Genomic DNA, 13,685 nt, shown 5'->3' with positions numbered 1-13,685 from the left:
CAAACCTGTCAGTTCATAACTGGCAGGTTTGTTTTTTATTTGAACGCAACTATGTTTTAATGAAAGCTACAAGTTATAATAAATCAAGTAACAATCTAATTGGAGGTAAAGTTTTGGATTTTAAACAACTAGAAAATAAATTTGAAAAGAAAAAAGTAAATACATTTCTTGTTTATCAAAAAGGTGAGTTAACAACTGAGTATTATAAAACGTTAGAATGTGAAAATAATCTATTTAAAATAAATTCGATTACAAAAAGCATCGTATCTATATTAATTGGTATTGCAATAGATAAAGGCTATATAAATGATATACAAACACCGATTACAGCGTGGATTGAAAATGTATCTGAGGAAAAGCAGGATTTGACTCTGTATCATTTATTAACGATGACTACAGGTGAGGATTGGAAAGAGTTTGGAAATGGAGTAGTGTTCCCAAATGATTTTGTAGAATCGGAAAACTGGGTCCAGTACATATTAGAAAAACCAATAATTGAAGAACCCGCTACCAAAATGAATTATAACTCAGGTTCTTCGCATTTGCTCAGCTACATCATCCAAAAAGCTACTGGAATGTCGACAGAGCAGTTTGCGAAAAGGTACTTATTTAATCCGTTAGAAATTACAGAATATGAGTGGCAACAAGATCCCCAAGGAATACATGTCGGCGGGTTCGGCATGAAAATGAAATCTAAAGATTTATTAAAGCTCGGAATATTATGTTTGCAGAATGGATATTGGCAGGGGAATGAAATTGTATCATCGAAATGGTTAGAAGAATCAACTACAGCTCTATTTGAAACGTATGAACATGTCGGGGCGTATGGATATCACTGGTGGGTTTTGAATAACGAAAGATTTCACATACCGTATTGTATATATTTTGCCATGGGATACGGCGGACAATACATCGTTATCATTCCGCAGTTAGAGCTTGTTGCTGTCATAAGTAGTCATATGCCAAAACGCGGACTTGTTCCATTGAAATTGTTTATTGAGCATGTACAGGAGAATAATAAGTTTATATAAGAAGAGGAGAGAATGTATGAAAGGTGTAAAAACATTATCTTTATAGACTATGTTTAAGTCTTTTAGCATGGAGCGCTATAATAAGAGCGCAAGTGAAACCATTCACTCCAGTTAATTTGTATGTTAATAAGATTTTTAGGAAATCGAAATTTTGAGAAAGAATTTTAAAAATGAAAGAAACCTCCACTGTTCATATGCTAAACAGTGGAGGTTTCTTTTTATCTACTCGTCTTCTGAAACGACATTTTTATAAACTTATCCGTCTTCGTTTCAAACTCTACATCAACAAAAACACCATATTCTTGCCCATTCTCACGTAGCCACAATTTAAATTTTTCGATTGTTATTTGAACGGTTTTTGGTTTTCTACCTATATGAAGATAATCAATAATCTCAGCTTTTGGGTATTGTTCTTTCGTCTTTTCTACAGCAAGTTTCCCCCATTTGGCATACGGAGGCTGCGCATGAACAATTGATGGACCAGTATATATGTTAGAACATGTTGTTATGAACAGGATGACGAGTGCGATACGTTTTAACAATTTCTTCATAATGAACTCCTTTTATCTTTTTTTATATTGTTTACATATTTTTTTAACGATATGAGTTTGGATTTTTTTGTCTTCTTTACATAAAAGCGAGCCTTTTACAAAACATAACCAAGAAATCATTTCTGTAATCAAGGAGGGAAAATTATGCGTCAAAAAGCTATTTTTAAAATAGCAATTTTACTTGCGTTCATCGGACTATCTTTGATGGTAAGTAGTATACAACTAAAAAATGTAGAAGCTTTTTCTAATCAAGTCATTCAAAGAGGAGCATCTGGTGAAGATGTCATTGAACTGCAATCTCGTTTGAAATATAACGGGTTTTATACGGGAAAAGTGGATGGGGTTTTCGGATGGGGTACATACTGGGCACTTCGAAATTTTCAAGAGAAATTCGGATTACCTGTTGATGGTTTAGCTGGAGCTAAAACGAAGCAAATGCTTGTGAAGGCAACGAAGTATGACAAGTCGACTGCTAATAAAGGAACAACAACGAATAAAGGAAATAGTGGTGGTACTGCACAAGAAAATAAACCATCTCAAAATAAAGGGACAAATGTTCCGAATGGTTATTCTCAAAATGACATTCAGCTCATGGCAAACGCAGTATATGGAGAATCTCGTGGAGAACCGTACTTAGGGCAAGTTGCTGTAGCTGCGGTTATTATAAACCGAGTTACAAGTGCATCATTTCCAAATACTGTTTCAGGAGTAATATTTGAACCGAGAGCCTTTACGGCGGTTGCAGATGGACAAATATATTTAACACCAAATGAAACAGCGAAAAAAGCTGTATTAGATGCACTAAATGGATGGGATCCAACAGGAAATGCATTGTATTATTTCAATCCGGATACAGCGACAAGTAAATGGATTTGGACTCGTCCACAAATTAAAAAGATCGGAAAACATATTTTCTGTAAATAGAGCGGAGGTGGAACTATGTTACGAGGTATTATAATCGTATTATTAACAGTCGGTGTAGTTGGAACGGGTTACTGGGGCTATAAAGAGCACCAAGAGAAGAATGCAGTATTAATTCGAGCGGAAAATAGCTATCAACGAGCGTTTCATGATTTAGCGTACGAGGTTGATTTGTTGCACGACAAAATTGGAACAACACTTGCGATGAATTCGCGTGCGTCTTTATCACCTGCATTAGCAGACGTATGGAGATTAACATCTGAAGCTCGTTCGGATGTAGGACAACTTCCTTTAACATTAATGCCTTTTAATAAAACGGAAGAATTTTTAGCGAATATCGGTGATTTTAGTTATCGTGCAGCGATTCGTGATTTAGAAAAAGAGCCGTTAAATGATCAAGAATACAAAACATTGGAAACTTTATATTCAAATGCAGGAAATATACAAGATGAGTTACGAAAAGTACAACATCTAGTATTGAAAAACAATTTACGCTGGATGGATGTTGAGATGGCACTCGCATCAAATCGTGACCCTGCAGACAATACAATTATTGACGGTTTAAAAACAGTAGAGAAAAACGTAACATCGTATTCATCTACAAACTTCGGACCTACCTTTACTAGTGCACAAAAAAATAAAAAAGGTGGATTTGAAGCAGAAGGGAAAGCAATTTCTAAAGATGAAGCAGCGAAAATTGCAAAATCGTTTTTGAACTTAAAAGGAAATGAAAAAGTAGATGTTGAGAAAAGTGGAAAAGGTGCGAAAGAATCTTTCTATAGTGTGAAAATAAAAGATCCAGCAACGAATAATGAGTTTTATATGGATATTACCGGAAAAGGCGGATATCCAATTTGGGTTATGAATAATCGAGATATTAAAGAACAGAAAATTAGTTTAAACGATGCAGGAAGTAAAGGTTTGACATTCTTAAAGGATCATAAGTTTAATAATATGGAGCTTTTTGATAGCTCACAATATGATAATGTTGGTGTATTTACGTATGTTGTAAATGAAAATGGCGTACGAATTTATCCAGAAGCAATTCAAATGAAAATTGCTTTAGATGACGGTTCTATCGTTGGATTTTCCGCAAAAGAATATTTAGCATCACATCAAAAGCGAACAGTTCCATCAGCAAAGCTAACTGCAGCAGAAGCAAGAAAGAAAATCAATCCAGATGTTAAAGTTATGGAAGAACGAAAAGCTGTCGTAGTAAATGATTTGCATAATGAAGTACTCTGCTATGAGTTTATAGGTACTTTAGGAAAAGATACGTACCAAATTTTCATTAATGCAAATAGCGGTGCAGAGGAAAAAGTGAAGAAAATGCAAGCTGTTGAAAAAATTTATGATTAAATTTTAATAGTAAAGTGGTGAGAATAATGAAGAGCCTAATATATATGTTGATGCTTTGCTTTTTAATAACTGGATGCAGTATTGGAAAAAAGGACAATCCAAATGAAAAACCAGAGCAAAAAAATGTTTCGACGAAAAATGTTAATTACACGAACAAACCAAATAAGCCAAATGAAAAAGCAGCGGATCATTTAGCTTCTTTAGCCGCTAGTGTGCCAGGTGTGAATGATGCAACTGCCGTAGTAGTCGGCAAATATGCAATTGTAGGTATTGATGTAAAAGCGAAACTTGATCGAACTCGCGTTGAGTCTATTAAATACTCTGTTGCAGAAAGTTTGAAAAACGATCCTGATGGTGCTAATGCAGTCGTTGTAGCAGATGTTGATACGTATGAACGACTGAAACAAATTGGAAAGCAAATTAAAAAAGGAAAAACAGGTGAAGGTATACTTGATGAGTTAGCTGCAATCGTTGGCCGAGTAATGCCACAAGTTCCTAATGACATGATTGAAAATCGAGAAACGAATCCAATTAAAGATAATGATAAACAATTACCAAAAGATGAAGAACAAGAACTAAGAAAAGAACAGAATGACCAATCAAATAATCATTTGAATAAATAAAATTAACCCCGTACTTAATTGTATGGGGATTTTTCAATATAATATTTAATATTCAGTTTATTTTTAAGGAAATATATGGTTTAATTATGATGGGAGGGACAACTGTTATGATGAAAAAAAGCGCATTAATAGTATGTAGTTTATGCTTAGGTTTCAGTATGACAGCGTGTGAGCAGAAGAAAGAAGTGAAAAAACAAACAGCGACTTCTTCTACTGTGATGGAAAGGCAGCAGAAAGATTCTATCAATATAAATCATTTCTTGAATATAAATGAAGGAATGACTTATACAGAAGTGAAAGATTTAATTGGCTTTGATGGTAATTTACTTATAGAAGAAGGTGTAGAAGATTCTACACAAATTAAACAAATTTTTTCTTGGAAGGGTAGCGATCCAACTTCATTAGTTGAAATTACTTTTTTAGATGGAAAAGTGCATTCAAAAGCGCAGCAAGGTTTAAGTTAATATGTTGAAAAATGGGAGAGTTTCGCATGAACATACATACAGGGGAAATTCAATTAGTTCCGTATAAGGAGAAATATAAAGAAGTTATACAAACATTTACTTTACCAAGTGAACAAGTTCAATTCACATCAGATCCAGGCGAATTATTGGAGAAAGCAAAAAGTGATCGAACAAAAAATGTGATTGTTATTTTAGATTACAATGGGTTACCTGTTGGTCTTTTCGCATTGCAAACAGGGGATAGAGTACAGGAATTCACAGACAATCAAGATGCTTTACTTTTAACATCATTTTCTATAAATCACAATAGACAAAGAAAAGGATATGCTAAAAAGTCATTGGCATTATTACAAGAGTTTGTAAAACGTTATTTCCCGATAAAAAATGAGGTTGTACTTGCTGTAAATGAAAAAAATATTTCTGCACAAAATTTATACGAAAAAGTCGGTTTCCAAGATCAAGGTTTTAGAAGAATGGGACCAATTGGTCAACAAATTATAATGCATTTACCTATCATAAAATAATGAGAAGAAAACTTACTCTTGCATAACAAAGTAGTAAGTTTTTTTATTTAGAACGATAAGAGAATATATGTTAAAAGGCTTTATTTAAGAGTAAAGAAATTATAGATAGATACATAAAAAATAAAGATATTTGAAAAACATTAAATTTAGTTAGTTCGACAATCATTAAATAATACTTTTTGGGGGCGTAGCTGTATGGAAATTATTCAATTACTAAAGAAGGATGACTTATTTAATAAGGCAATAGATGTTTTTTGGAAAGAATGGGGTGAGGAAGGTGGGCGGGCATTCTATAAAGATTGCATGACTAATGCTTTAACTGATCCAAATGACATACCGAGTTTTTACATTGCAAAAGTAGATGATAAAATTATCGGAACATATGCATTAATTCGCAATGATTTAAATAGTCGTCAGGATTTGAGCCCTTGGCTAGCATGTTTGTTTGTAGATGAAAAATTTAGAGGTAACTCTATTGGTGAAAAATTGTTGAATCATGGACTGCTAGAAGCTGCAAAAAGAGGGTACCATTTTCTTTATCTTACGTCAGATCTTAACGGCTATTATGAAAAATATGGATGGGATAAAATTGGAGTTGCTTATGGGCCTAGTGGAGGGTGCATACCTTTGTTTAAAAAGTCAACGGCTCTATAACGAAAGCACTTTTTATTCAACAAACAGATGCTTTCGTTGAATAAAATTTAACCGCTATAAGAACCTTACTATAATAAAATGTAGTAAGGTTCTTATAGGGTATTAAATATCTTTACATCAACTTTGAAACACATTTAAATGAGGAGAAATGATATGACAATTTATATTGCATTACTAAGAGGAATCAATGTAGGCGGGCATAAGGTAATCCAAATGGCGGATTTAAAACAAATGTTTGAATCCATAGGGTTAAAACAAGTAAAAACATATATTCAAAGTGGTAATATCGTATTTGAATCTGATGAAGATATAAGATCTCTAAAGGAACGAATACAATCTGAAATTAAAATCACTTTTGGGTATGATGTTCCAGTCATATTAAGTACACATGATGAATTTATAAACATTATAAAAAGATGCCCCTATGAAGCTGATTCATTGCTAGAAGGTGAGAGTATTCATGTTGCCTTCTTAGTAAATGAACTTTCTGAAAAAGAAAAAGATCAGCTGCTTATGCAAAAAAGTGAAACTGAAGATTGTTATATAGATGAAAAGGTAGTGTACTTGTTTTTCAAAAATAGCATTCGAAATTCTAAATTAATGAGTCAATTTCAGAAGCTACATACAGCATCTACAGTAAGAAATTGGCGGACAGTGAATAAATTAAAAGCGATAGTTGAGGGTATATAAACTTAAAAAGGTGAGATTTTCTGTATATAGAAAATCTCACCTTTTTATTTATATTGTTTTGCGACTATAAGTTCGACAATAGGATAAATAAAGAAAGAAGAACAAAGAGAGATAAAAAGAGGAAGATTCTTTATTTCATCGAGTAATAGGAATGCAAATCCTTCTGATGCTATTAAAATAAAAAACATAAGGCCTATTAGTACAAAATAAGCAATTTTAAAGCTTTTATATTTAATTTGTTGTCCCATTTCATCTTGGCTTTCTTCTGATACTCCGTTTGGATCTCCCCAAGTAATTTGATTAATTAAATTACCAAGTATTAACGAAAAAGCGAATATTGTCCCTCCAAAAATCGAACCTTCCGTTACATATTTATATGCGCCATATATAAGGACTCCGATTAATGATAAAACGATAATTATGAAAATAAATTTTTTATGATTCAATTTAGAAATGACACCTCCTATTATGTAAAAAACTCTTTACATCCATAGTATAAAATTGGGAAAGTTTTATGTCAAATACTTTTTACATTAAGGGGCGATAATGTGATATTTTGTTTTTACGATAAACAAAAAATTACATTACATTTGAATGTAAAAGAATGGGCTCGCATATATTTGGAAGGGATGTCAGATTAATTTAGGGGGTAGTTATGTCTATTCTATTAAAAGCTGGTGCTGATGCAGGAAATAACGGTTTGAAGTTAATGGTGAAAGGGCAAGACCCTATTTTTATTCCGAGTATATATTCTTTATATATAGGAGAGCCTACAGGATTGTTAGATGAGGGGGATATTTCATTATCTGAATTAGAAAATCACATTGACGTGACCATTAGTTCTCCATCGCTAATGTTAAATAACGTTCGGTATATTGTTGGAGAAAAAGTCATTCAAGATCAATTAAAAGGTACTGAGGTTGAGAAGAAATCGAATAAGTCAACTGATGAGTTAATGGTTATTACAATTCTATCTGGTTTAGCGGTAAGTGCTATGCGTCAAAGTCCAACTTCTAGTCATATTAATATTCGTTACGATTTATCTGTTGCTCTTCCTATGCAGCTTATTACACAAGAAATAGCTGCGGAAAATGCGAAACGTTATATGGGTAATCATAAAGTTGTGTTCCATTATCCAAACGGACGTGATGTTACGATTAATGTATCTATCGAGTTTTGTAAATGCCTACCTGAAGGTGCTTCCGGGACGTGGGGCATTGTATATGATGAAGAAGGAAATGTTGTGAAACATAAAATAGAATGTGAACAAAATCAAGTTTCAGAAATTGATTTTGTTGATAAAACACTATTATCTTTTGATATTGGTGCAGGGACGACAGAAGAAGTAGTTTCACTAGGTGTGAACTTTAGGCCACAACTAAGTAAGGGCTTATCATATGGTGTGAAAGAAACGTTGCTACAAATTATTACGAGATGGAACCGGAAGTATCCAACAAAAACGATCGATAGCATTACAGAGTTTAACCAAATTTATTTACATGAAAAACATCCAAGAAATGCGTTGTTAGTTGAAGAATCACAACCAGCATTATTAGGTTTAGCAGCGCGTGTCGCAACGGATATCATAAATAAAATTGATGATATGAAAGACGATCCATACGTATTTATTTATGGCGGGGGCGCAGTAATTATTAAAAACAGTTTGAAAATGATTTTAAAACAAAAAGGACGATTAACAAATGTAATTTTTGTAGATAATCCGTTATTTACAAATGCACGTGGATTATTAGTATACACTTGTTCACCAAAATATAGAGAGCATAAGCAAAAAGAGTTAGGGTTTACAAACTTAACGATAAGTTAGTTGGTGGAAGCATGCGATCTAGGCGATATAAACGTGGTGATCGAGTAAAAATCAATATTCATAAGTCAGTATCACCTGAAATGCTTGCATGGCTAAATAAACAATCGAACCCAACGAATTTCTTTTTCTTTGCAGCGCAGCAACTTTTTAAACAAGTAGGAGATATTGATGTGTCAAAAGCTATACCTAGTAGCCATGTTTTCTCATTATACGTAGAGCCATCTTCCATATTAAAAGTTGAAGTAAACCCTTTTAAAAACGTACCACTAGAAGCTAATAAATCCACCGAAAATATAAAAAAAAAATCATGGGAATCTGTTGATCAATTAGATTGTCCGTTTTTTTAAACATAGAAAAATATAAGAAGTGCCCATCACTATACATATGGATACAGTGATGGGCTTTTTTCATGTAACGAATAAAAGGGCACAAATTGTGGTGTGCCCCTTCTATACGTTATTCACCTATATTTTAGAAGTATGTTCAGTAACAGCATGAATTATGTCTTTCCAGTCATCAGGATGAATCTCATGTCCTGCGCCTTCGAGGGTTAATAGGACTGAGTTAGGAATTTCATCAATAAGTGCGAGAGCATGTTCAAAAGGGAGTGCGGTATCATCTGTTCCGTGAATGACTAATGTAGGTGCTTGTATGGAGTAAAGCACATTTTCATATGCATCATCTCCTTGTAGTAGAGCGTGATTAAACATACTTAATAAATTGTTAGCTCGTTCTATTTCTTGTTTCACTTGTTTATAGACCCTTTTTTCATCAAATGTTCGTTTTAATCCACATAATAGCCGGGATCCTGAAACTAAATATTCTGCTACAACTTTTTCATTTGTCCAATCTAAATGTGTGCCATTAGCGTGATGTGTTAAAATTCTTTCATCCATCGGAGGTAAATCACGCGTATTATCGTCAGAGCCTATTACACTTGTAGCTAGTAATGTTAACGACAATATTCTTTCAGGATGTATTACAGCAGCAATTTGAACTATCATACCACCTAATGACATACCAAATAGATGTGCTTGATCAATATGATAAGCATCAAGTACTCCAATTGCATCTTCTGCCATATTTGTAACTGTATAATTGGAAGTACCGGGTTCATATGCAACAGAGCGCCCTACATCACGGTTATCAAAACGAATAACAAATTTCCCTGTGTTAGCCAACTGTTCACAAAATTCTTCATCCCAATAAACCATTGAACACGTAGCGCCCATAATTAATAAAATAGCTGGATTTTTAGGGTTCCCAAAGCTTTCTGTACATATATCAATCCCGTTTATTTTAAATATCTTTTCAGTCATAAATTTATCCCCATTTCTTTTTTAATGTAATTAAAAATAAAGTGTTGAATGATTCTAAGGTGTGTGTAAGATTCATTTTGGAATTCATAATGTTTCTTACGTAAATTACCTCCAAAAATAAGTTTATGATAATTCAAGGCAAAAAATTTTGAGAAATATTTGTATGTTATTAAAATAAACAACAAGGAGGAGTGGAAATGAAAGCAATTGTTATAGATCAATATGGTAGTGTTGAAGAATTAACAGAAAGACAAGTTTTAAAACCGGTTGTTAAAGATAACGAGGTATTAATACGCATTATCGCAACATCTATTAATCCTGTTGATTGGAAAATAAGAAAAGGAGACTTACAACAACAGTTACGATTTTCATTTCCAATCATTTTAGGGTTAGATGTAGCTGGAATTATTGAAGAAGTTGGGGAAGAGGTAGAGTGTTTCAAAATAGGAGATAAGGTGTATACGAAACCTGAGAATATAGGACAGGGCTCTTATGCTGAATTTATCACAGTAAAATCGGATTTAGTATCCTATATGCCTACAAACCTAAGTTTCGAAGAGGCAGCTTCTATTCCTCTTGCAGGACTTACAGCGTGGCAAAGTCTTGTAGATTACGCAAAAATAAAAGAACATGACCGAGTACTTATTCATGCTGGAGCTGGCGGAGTTGGAAGTTTAGCTATCCAAATCGCAAAATCATTTGGAGCTTTTGTTGCGACAACTGCAAGTAGTAAGAATGAAGAGTTTTTAAAGTCTTTAGGAGCGGATCTTGTTATTGATTATAAAAAAGATAAATTTGAAGAACTACTATCAGATTTTGATATTGTGTTAGATACAATTGGTGGCGAAGTACAAGAAAAAAGTTTTCAAATTATAAAACCTGGTGGTGTTTTCGTTTCGATTGTTCATGAGCCAATTCAAAAAGTAAAAGGAATAAAATCAGGTTTTTTATGGCTAAAACCAAATGGAAAGCAACTAGAAGAATTATCAGATTTAATTGTACATGAAAAAATAAAACCAATCATAAGTAAAATTGTTCCGTTTAATGAAGCAGGGGTTAGAGAAGCTCATATTTTGAGTGAAGGTCAACATGTTAGAGGTAAGATTGTAATGAAAGTCGGAGGATAATGTTTGAACCACGAAAAAACTTAGAAACAAATACTATCCCAAAAGTCACATTTTCATTTTGGGATAGTATTTCTTATTGGACATGTAATGTTATCTCTATTATATACAGTTTCGTATTGTATCATGTAATCTCTCTAAACCAATTAACATATCTTTTTCATTTAACATAGAATAGCTAATCCTTAATTGGTGATTATTTATTTCGGGATTTAATAGACAAGCTGTTCCTGGTAAAAAAGAGACATCTACTTCATTTGCTTTTTGTAATAAGGTAAAGGGATCTATCGAATCAGGAAGTGTAATCCATAAATTAAAGCCACCATTTGGTATTTCAAATCTTATTTCTTTAAGTGGTAATAACAAATCAATCGTTATATCACGTCTAATTTGTAAAGCCGTACGCAATTTTTCTAAATGGTTTTTCATACGTTCTGCACGCAGGAAAGGTAGAAGTGCTTTTTGTGTTAATAAAGGGCTACCGATATCCATTGAACCTTTGACAGCATATAACCATTCAAAAATAGGACCATCTGCAATAAGTGCTGCAATACGCAGTCCAGGGGCTAACGTCTTACTAAATCCTTTTATATATATTACGTGGCCATTCGTATCAAAGTTTTTGATAGGAGGAGGAACAGTCGCACCCTCAAAATATATCTCTCCGAAAGAATCATCTTCAATTATAAAAAACTCATATAGCTCCGCTAGTTCTATAAGTTCCATTCTCCGTTCTTTACTCATTACGGTACCTGTTGGGTTCTGGAAAGTTGGATTCGTATACAATAATACGGGATTTTTACTTTGACAAATATCATCTATTAAGTCAGAGCGAACTCCTTGATTATCAAGAGAAACTGGAATAATTTGAGCACCTTTATTGATGAAAATATCAAGTGCAGCACTGTAACACGGACTTTCCACTAATACAGTATCACCAGGTTTTAATAATGTTTGAGCAATTAAATCAATTCCTTGTTGTGCTCCGCTTGTAATTAATAATTGAGAGGGATCTGTCACTAATTGCTGATGTTCTTTTAAGTAACTTGCTATTTCAACTCGCAGTTCATAATCGCCTTGAACTGGACCATACGTTGCTAGGAGAATTTGGTCTTTATTCAGTATTTTATGCATTTCATCGGCTAAGAATGGATTTGGTAATAAGCGAGGATATAAAATTGCTTGTGAAAAATCGTAATATTTCCGGTGCTGATTCATTGTATATTGAGATCGCATAACATTAATCGTTTTCGTTTGTTGCCATTTATACGTAATTGGTTTGAAGTCTTTCTTTCCATGTTTATGTATATAAGCACCTTTTCCTTGCTCAATGCGTATATATTCTTTCTTTTCTAGCTGCTTATATGCTTTACGAACTGTTAATAGGCTAATCTGTAAATCTTCGGCCATAGTGCGTAAAGATGGAAGTGCGTCACCATGTGAAAGCATGCCACTTTGTACTCTTTCAACGATTTGCATATATATTTGCTTGTAATACGGTATGTTGGATTCTTTATGAAGGACAATCTTCATGGTTTCACCTTCTTCGTTTTTATTTAATTAAAGCGAAAAATATATAGAGAATCAACTACAATTTTAGGCAACTGTTATATACATAGTTACACTGTTATACACCATACCTTCTATACTCATGGTAAGAGTAAAAAGGAGGAAGAAAAATGGTCATTTTCAATTATATTTTAGTATGTATTATTTTCGGAACAACATTTTTAACGATAAAAATCGGAATTGAAGCAGGAGCACCTCCATTATTTTCAGCAGGCATTCGTTTCTTTTTAGCAGGAGTAATTCTGATGATTATATTTAAGTTAAAAAGGAAAGAAATTATGCCACATGTATTTTCAAAACGAATTATGTATGCTGGTTTTTGTTTAACGTTTATGACATTTGCATCACTGTACTGGGCAGAACAATTTATTTCTTCGGGATTAGCTGCTGTACTTTCTGCAACGGGACCGATGATGATTTTGTTTTTACAGGCAAGGAGAAATAAGACGAAATTACAAAAGGAGCAACTACTAGCTTTAATTATTGCACTAATAGGTGTTGTTTTTGTTTCTTTACCAGGAATGCACCAAGAAGTAAGTTTCATATGGAGTATTGCTTGTGTTGTTTTAATAATAGGAGAGTTATTTTACGGAATAGGCTCTATTCGCTCAAAAGAAATACTTTCGGATTTACAAAATGTCTCACCATTTCTCATAAATGGTATTCAAATGTTTTATGGAGGAGTTTTACTATTAATCGTGTCTGCCGTAGTAGAACAACCGAATGTATCTGTATTAGCCTCTTGGAGTGTACAGTGGCCTATTTTATATCTAATCTTTATCGGATCAATTGGTGGGCATGGATTATATTATTGGCTCTTATCAAAAACAAATCCTGTATTCCCATCAACGTGGTTATATGTCTCACCGTTAATTGCTATTATAGTAGGCTATATCATATTAGGCGAACCTTTAAACCCCGCAATGGGAATAGGTGCATGTTTTATTTTGACTGGTGTATTTTTAGCTAATCGATCCACACTCCGTACTTATTTTAAACAAGGGAGATTATTTGAGAAGGAAATGTAGTGG

The 13,685-nt window shown here is 33.4% G+C and carries 16 protein-coding genes and 1 pseudogene; 13 read left to right on the top strand and 4 right to left on the bottom strand.

Annotated elements, in window-relative coordinates; translation table 11 throughout:
• Positions 1-113: 113 nt before the first annotated feature.
• Complete coding sequence (locus BAQ44_RS20405; protein WP_071723359.1) at positions 114-1,031, top strand: serine hydrolase domain-containing protein; 918 nt, start codon at positions 114-116, stop codon at positions 1,029-1,031.
• Positions 1,032-1,069: 38 nt separating this feature from the next.
• A pseudogene (locus BAQ44_RS31850) lies at positions 1,070-1,153 on the top strand (Pr6Pr family membrane protein); the annotation flags it as partial.
• Between the two features lie 96 nt (positions 1,154-1,249).
• On the opposite strand, the gene BAQ44_RS20400 reads toward BAQ44_RS31850, so the two are convergent.
• The gene (locus BAQ44_RS20400) at positions 1,250-1,582 is read right to left on the bottom strand and encodes a DUF3889 domain-containing protein (protein ID WP_071723356.1); all 333 of its coding nucleotides are present in this window, start codon (positions 1,580-1,582) and stop codon (positions 1,250-1,252) included.
• A 144-nt stretch (positions 1,583-1,726) separates the two neighbouring features.
• Between BAQ44_RS20400 and sleB the strand changes: the two genes are divergently transcribed.
• From sleB to BAQ44_RS20365, 7 genes are all read left to right on the top strand, one after another.
• Positions 1,727-2,506, top strand: coding sequence for a spore cortex-lytic enzyme (gene sleB / locus BAQ44_RS20395; protein WP_071723354.1), 780 nt, complete (start codon positions 1,727-1,729; stop codon positions 2,504-2,506).
• Between the two features lie 15 nt (positions 2,507-2,521).
• Positions 2,522-3,862: a germination protein YpeB gene (ypeB, locus tag BAQ44_RS20390; protein WP_071723351.1), complete on the top strand. Its 1,341-nt coding sequence runs from the start codon at positions 2,522-2,524 to the stop codon at positions 3,860-3,862.
• 26 nt (positions 3,863-3,888) lie between these two features.
• Positions 3,889-4,485 carry a YhcN/YlaJ family sporulation lipoprotein gene (locus tag BAQ44_RS20385; RefSeq protein WP_063263049.1) on the top strand — a complete coding sequence of 199 codons (597 nt, stop codon included), beginning with the start codon at positions 3,889-3,891 and terminating at the stop codon, positions 4,483-4,485.
• Between the two features lie 107 nt (positions 4,486-4,592).
• Positions 4,593-4,949, top strand: coding sequence for a hypothetical protein (locus tag BAQ44_RS20380; protein WP_061679796.1), 357 nt, complete (start codon positions 4,593-4,595; stop codon positions 4,947-4,949).
• A gap of 26 nt (positions 4,950-4,975) precedes the next feature.
• Positions 4,976-5,473 carry a GNAT family N-acetyltransferase gene (locus BAQ44_RS20375; protein WP_071723349.1) on the top strand — a complete coding sequence of 166 codons (498 nt, stop codon included), beginning with the start codon at positions 4,976-4,978 and terminating at the stop codon, positions 5,471-5,473.
• A 195-nt stretch (positions 5,474-5,668) separates the two neighbouring features.
• A complete protein-coding gene (locus tag BAQ44_RS20370) occupies positions 5,669-6,127 on the top strand; it encodes a GNAT family N-acetyltransferase (protein WP_063263047.1) in 459 nt (152 codons plus the stop codon).
• Between the two features lie 153 nt (positions 6,128-6,280).
• The gene (locus BAQ44_RS20365) at positions 6,281-6,817 is read left to right on the top strand and encodes a DUF1697 domain-containing protein (RefSeq protein ID WP_071723347.1); all 537 of its coding nucleotides are present in this window, start codon (positions 6,281-6,283) and stop codon (positions 6,815-6,817) included.
• Between the two features lie 44 nt (positions 6,818-6,861).
• On the opposite strand, the gene BAQ44_RS20360 is transcribed toward BAQ44_RS20365, so the two are convergent.
• Positions 6,862-7,263: a hypothetical protein gene (locus BAQ44_RS20360; protein ID WP_063263045.1), complete on the bottom strand. Its 402-nt coding sequence runs from the start codon at positions 7,261-7,263 to the stop codon at positions 6,862-6,864.
• 209 nt (positions 7,264-7,472) lie between these two features.
• On the opposite strand from BAQ44_RS20360, the gene BAQ44_RS20355 reads away from it, so the two are divergent.
• Entirely contained in the window at positions 7,473-8,642 is a 1,170-nt protein-coding gene (locus BAQ44_RS20355) for a ParM/StbA family protein (RefSeq protein ID WP_063263044.1), read from the top strand.
• Between the two features lie 11 nt (positions 8,643-8,653).
• The gene (locus BAQ44_RS20350) at positions 8,654-8,989 is read left to right on the top strand and encodes a hypothetical protein (RefSeq protein ID WP_061679806.1); all 336 of its coding nucleotides are present in this window, start codon (positions 8,654-8,656) and stop codon (positions 8,987-8,989) included.
• A 117-nt stretch (positions 8,990-9,106) separates the two neighbouring features.
• Here BAQ44_RS20350 and mleBCA read toward each other — a convergent pair whose 3' ends face one another.
• Positions 9,107-9,961 (bottom strand): BCA family alpha/beta fold macrolide esterase, encoded by an 855-nt coding sequence (gene mleBCA / locus BAQ44_RS20345; RefSeq protein ID WP_071723345.1) that lies wholly within the window; start codon positions 9,959-9,961, stop codon positions 9,107-9,109.
• 197 nt (positions 9,962-10,158) lie between these two features.
• Between mleBCA and BAQ44_RS20340 the strand changes: the two genes are divergently transcribed.
• Entirely contained in the window at positions 10,159-11,088 is a 930-nt protein-coding gene (locus BAQ44_RS20340) for an NADP-dependent oxidoreductase (RefSeq protein WP_071723342.1), read from the top strand.
• A gap of 99 nt (positions 11,089-11,187) precedes the next feature.
• Here BAQ44_RS20340 and pdxR read toward each other — a convergent pair whose 3' ends face one another.
• Positions 11,188-12,618, bottom strand: coding sequence for a MocR-like pyridoxine biosynthesis transcription factor PdxR (gene pdxR / locus BAQ44_RS20335; protein WP_071723340.1), 1,431 nt, complete (start codon positions 12,616-12,618; stop codon positions 11,188-11,190).
• A gap of 146 nt (positions 12,619-12,764) precedes the next feature.
• Between pdxR and BAQ44_RS20330 the strand changes: the two genes are divergently transcribed.
• Positions 12,765-13,682 carry a DMT family transporter gene (locus tag BAQ44_RS20330; RefSeq protein WP_071723339.1) on the top strand — a complete coding sequence of 306 codons (918 nt, stop codon included), beginning with the start codon at positions 12,765-12,767 and terminating at the stop codon, positions 13,680-13,682.
• The last annotated feature ends 3 nt before the right edge of the window (positions 13,683-13,685 follow it).

Origin of the sequence: Bacillus mobilis (assembly GCF_001884045.1) — a bacterium.
GTDB lineage: Bacteria > Bacillota > Bacilli > Bacillales > Bacillaceae_G > Bacillus_A > Bacillus_A mobilis.
Note: the sequence above shows the minus strand (reverse complement) of the source record. Positions and strands in the feature narration are given on the sequence as shown.

Excerpts from the sequence above, each read along its gene's own strand:
- ypeB (WP_071723351.1), top strand. The coding sequence starts at position 2,522 with ATGTTACGAGGTATTATAATCGTATTATTAACAGTCGGTGTAGTTGGA.
- BAQ44_RS20375 (WP_071723349.1), top strand. The coding sequence starts at position 4,976 with ATGAACATACATACAGGGGAAATTCAATTAGTTCCGTATAAGGAGAAA.
- BAQ44_RS20340 (WP_071723342.1), top strand. The coding sequence starts at position 10,159 with ATGAAAGCAATTGTTATAGATCAATATGGTAGTGTTGAAGAATTAACA.
- BAQ44_RS20330 (WP_071723339.1), top strand. The coding sequence starts at position 12,765 with ATGGTCATTTTCAATTATATTTTAGTATGTATTATTTTCGGAACAACA.
- BAQ44_RS20365 (WP_071723347.1), top strand. The coding sequence starts at position 6,281 with ATGACAATTTATATTGCATTACTAAGAGGAATCAATGTAGGCGGGCAT.
- BAQ44_RS20355 (WP_063263044.1), top strand. The coding sequence starts at position 7,473 with ATGTCTATTCTATTAAAAGCTGGTGCTGATGCAGGAAATAACGGTTTG.
- pdxR (WP_071723340.1), bottom strand. The coding sequence starts at position 12,618 with ATGAAGATTGTCCTTCATAAAGAATCCAACATACCGTATTACAAGCAA.
- sleB (WP_071723354.1), top strand. The coding sequence starts at position 1,727 with ATGCGTCAAAAAGCTATTTTTAAAATAGCAATTTTACTTGCGTTCATC.
- BAQ44_RS20400 (WP_071723356.1), bottom strand. The coding sequence starts at position 1,582 with ATGAAGAAATTGTTAAAACGTATCGCACTCGTCATCCTGTTCATAACA.
- BAQ44_RS20385 (WP_063263049.1), top strand. The coding sequence starts at position 3,889 with ATGAAGAGCCTAATATATATGTTGATGCTTTGCTTTTTAATAACTGGA.
- mleBCA (WP_071723345.1), bottom strand. The coding sequence starts at position 9,961 with ATGACTGAAAAGATATTTAAAATAAACGGGATTGATATATGTACAGAA.
- BAQ44_RS20370 (WP_063263047.1), top strand. The coding sequence starts at position 5,669 with ATGGAAATTATTCAATTACTAAAGAAGGATGACTTATTTAATAAGGCA.
- BAQ44_RS20380 (WP_061679796.1), top strand. The coding sequence starts at position 4,593 with ATGATGAAAAAAAGCGCATTAATAGTATGTAGTTTATGCTTAGGTTTC.
- BAQ44_RS20350 (WP_061679806.1), top strand. The coding sequence starts at position 8,654 with ATGCGATCTAGGCGATATAAACGTGGTGATCGAGTAAAAATCAATATT.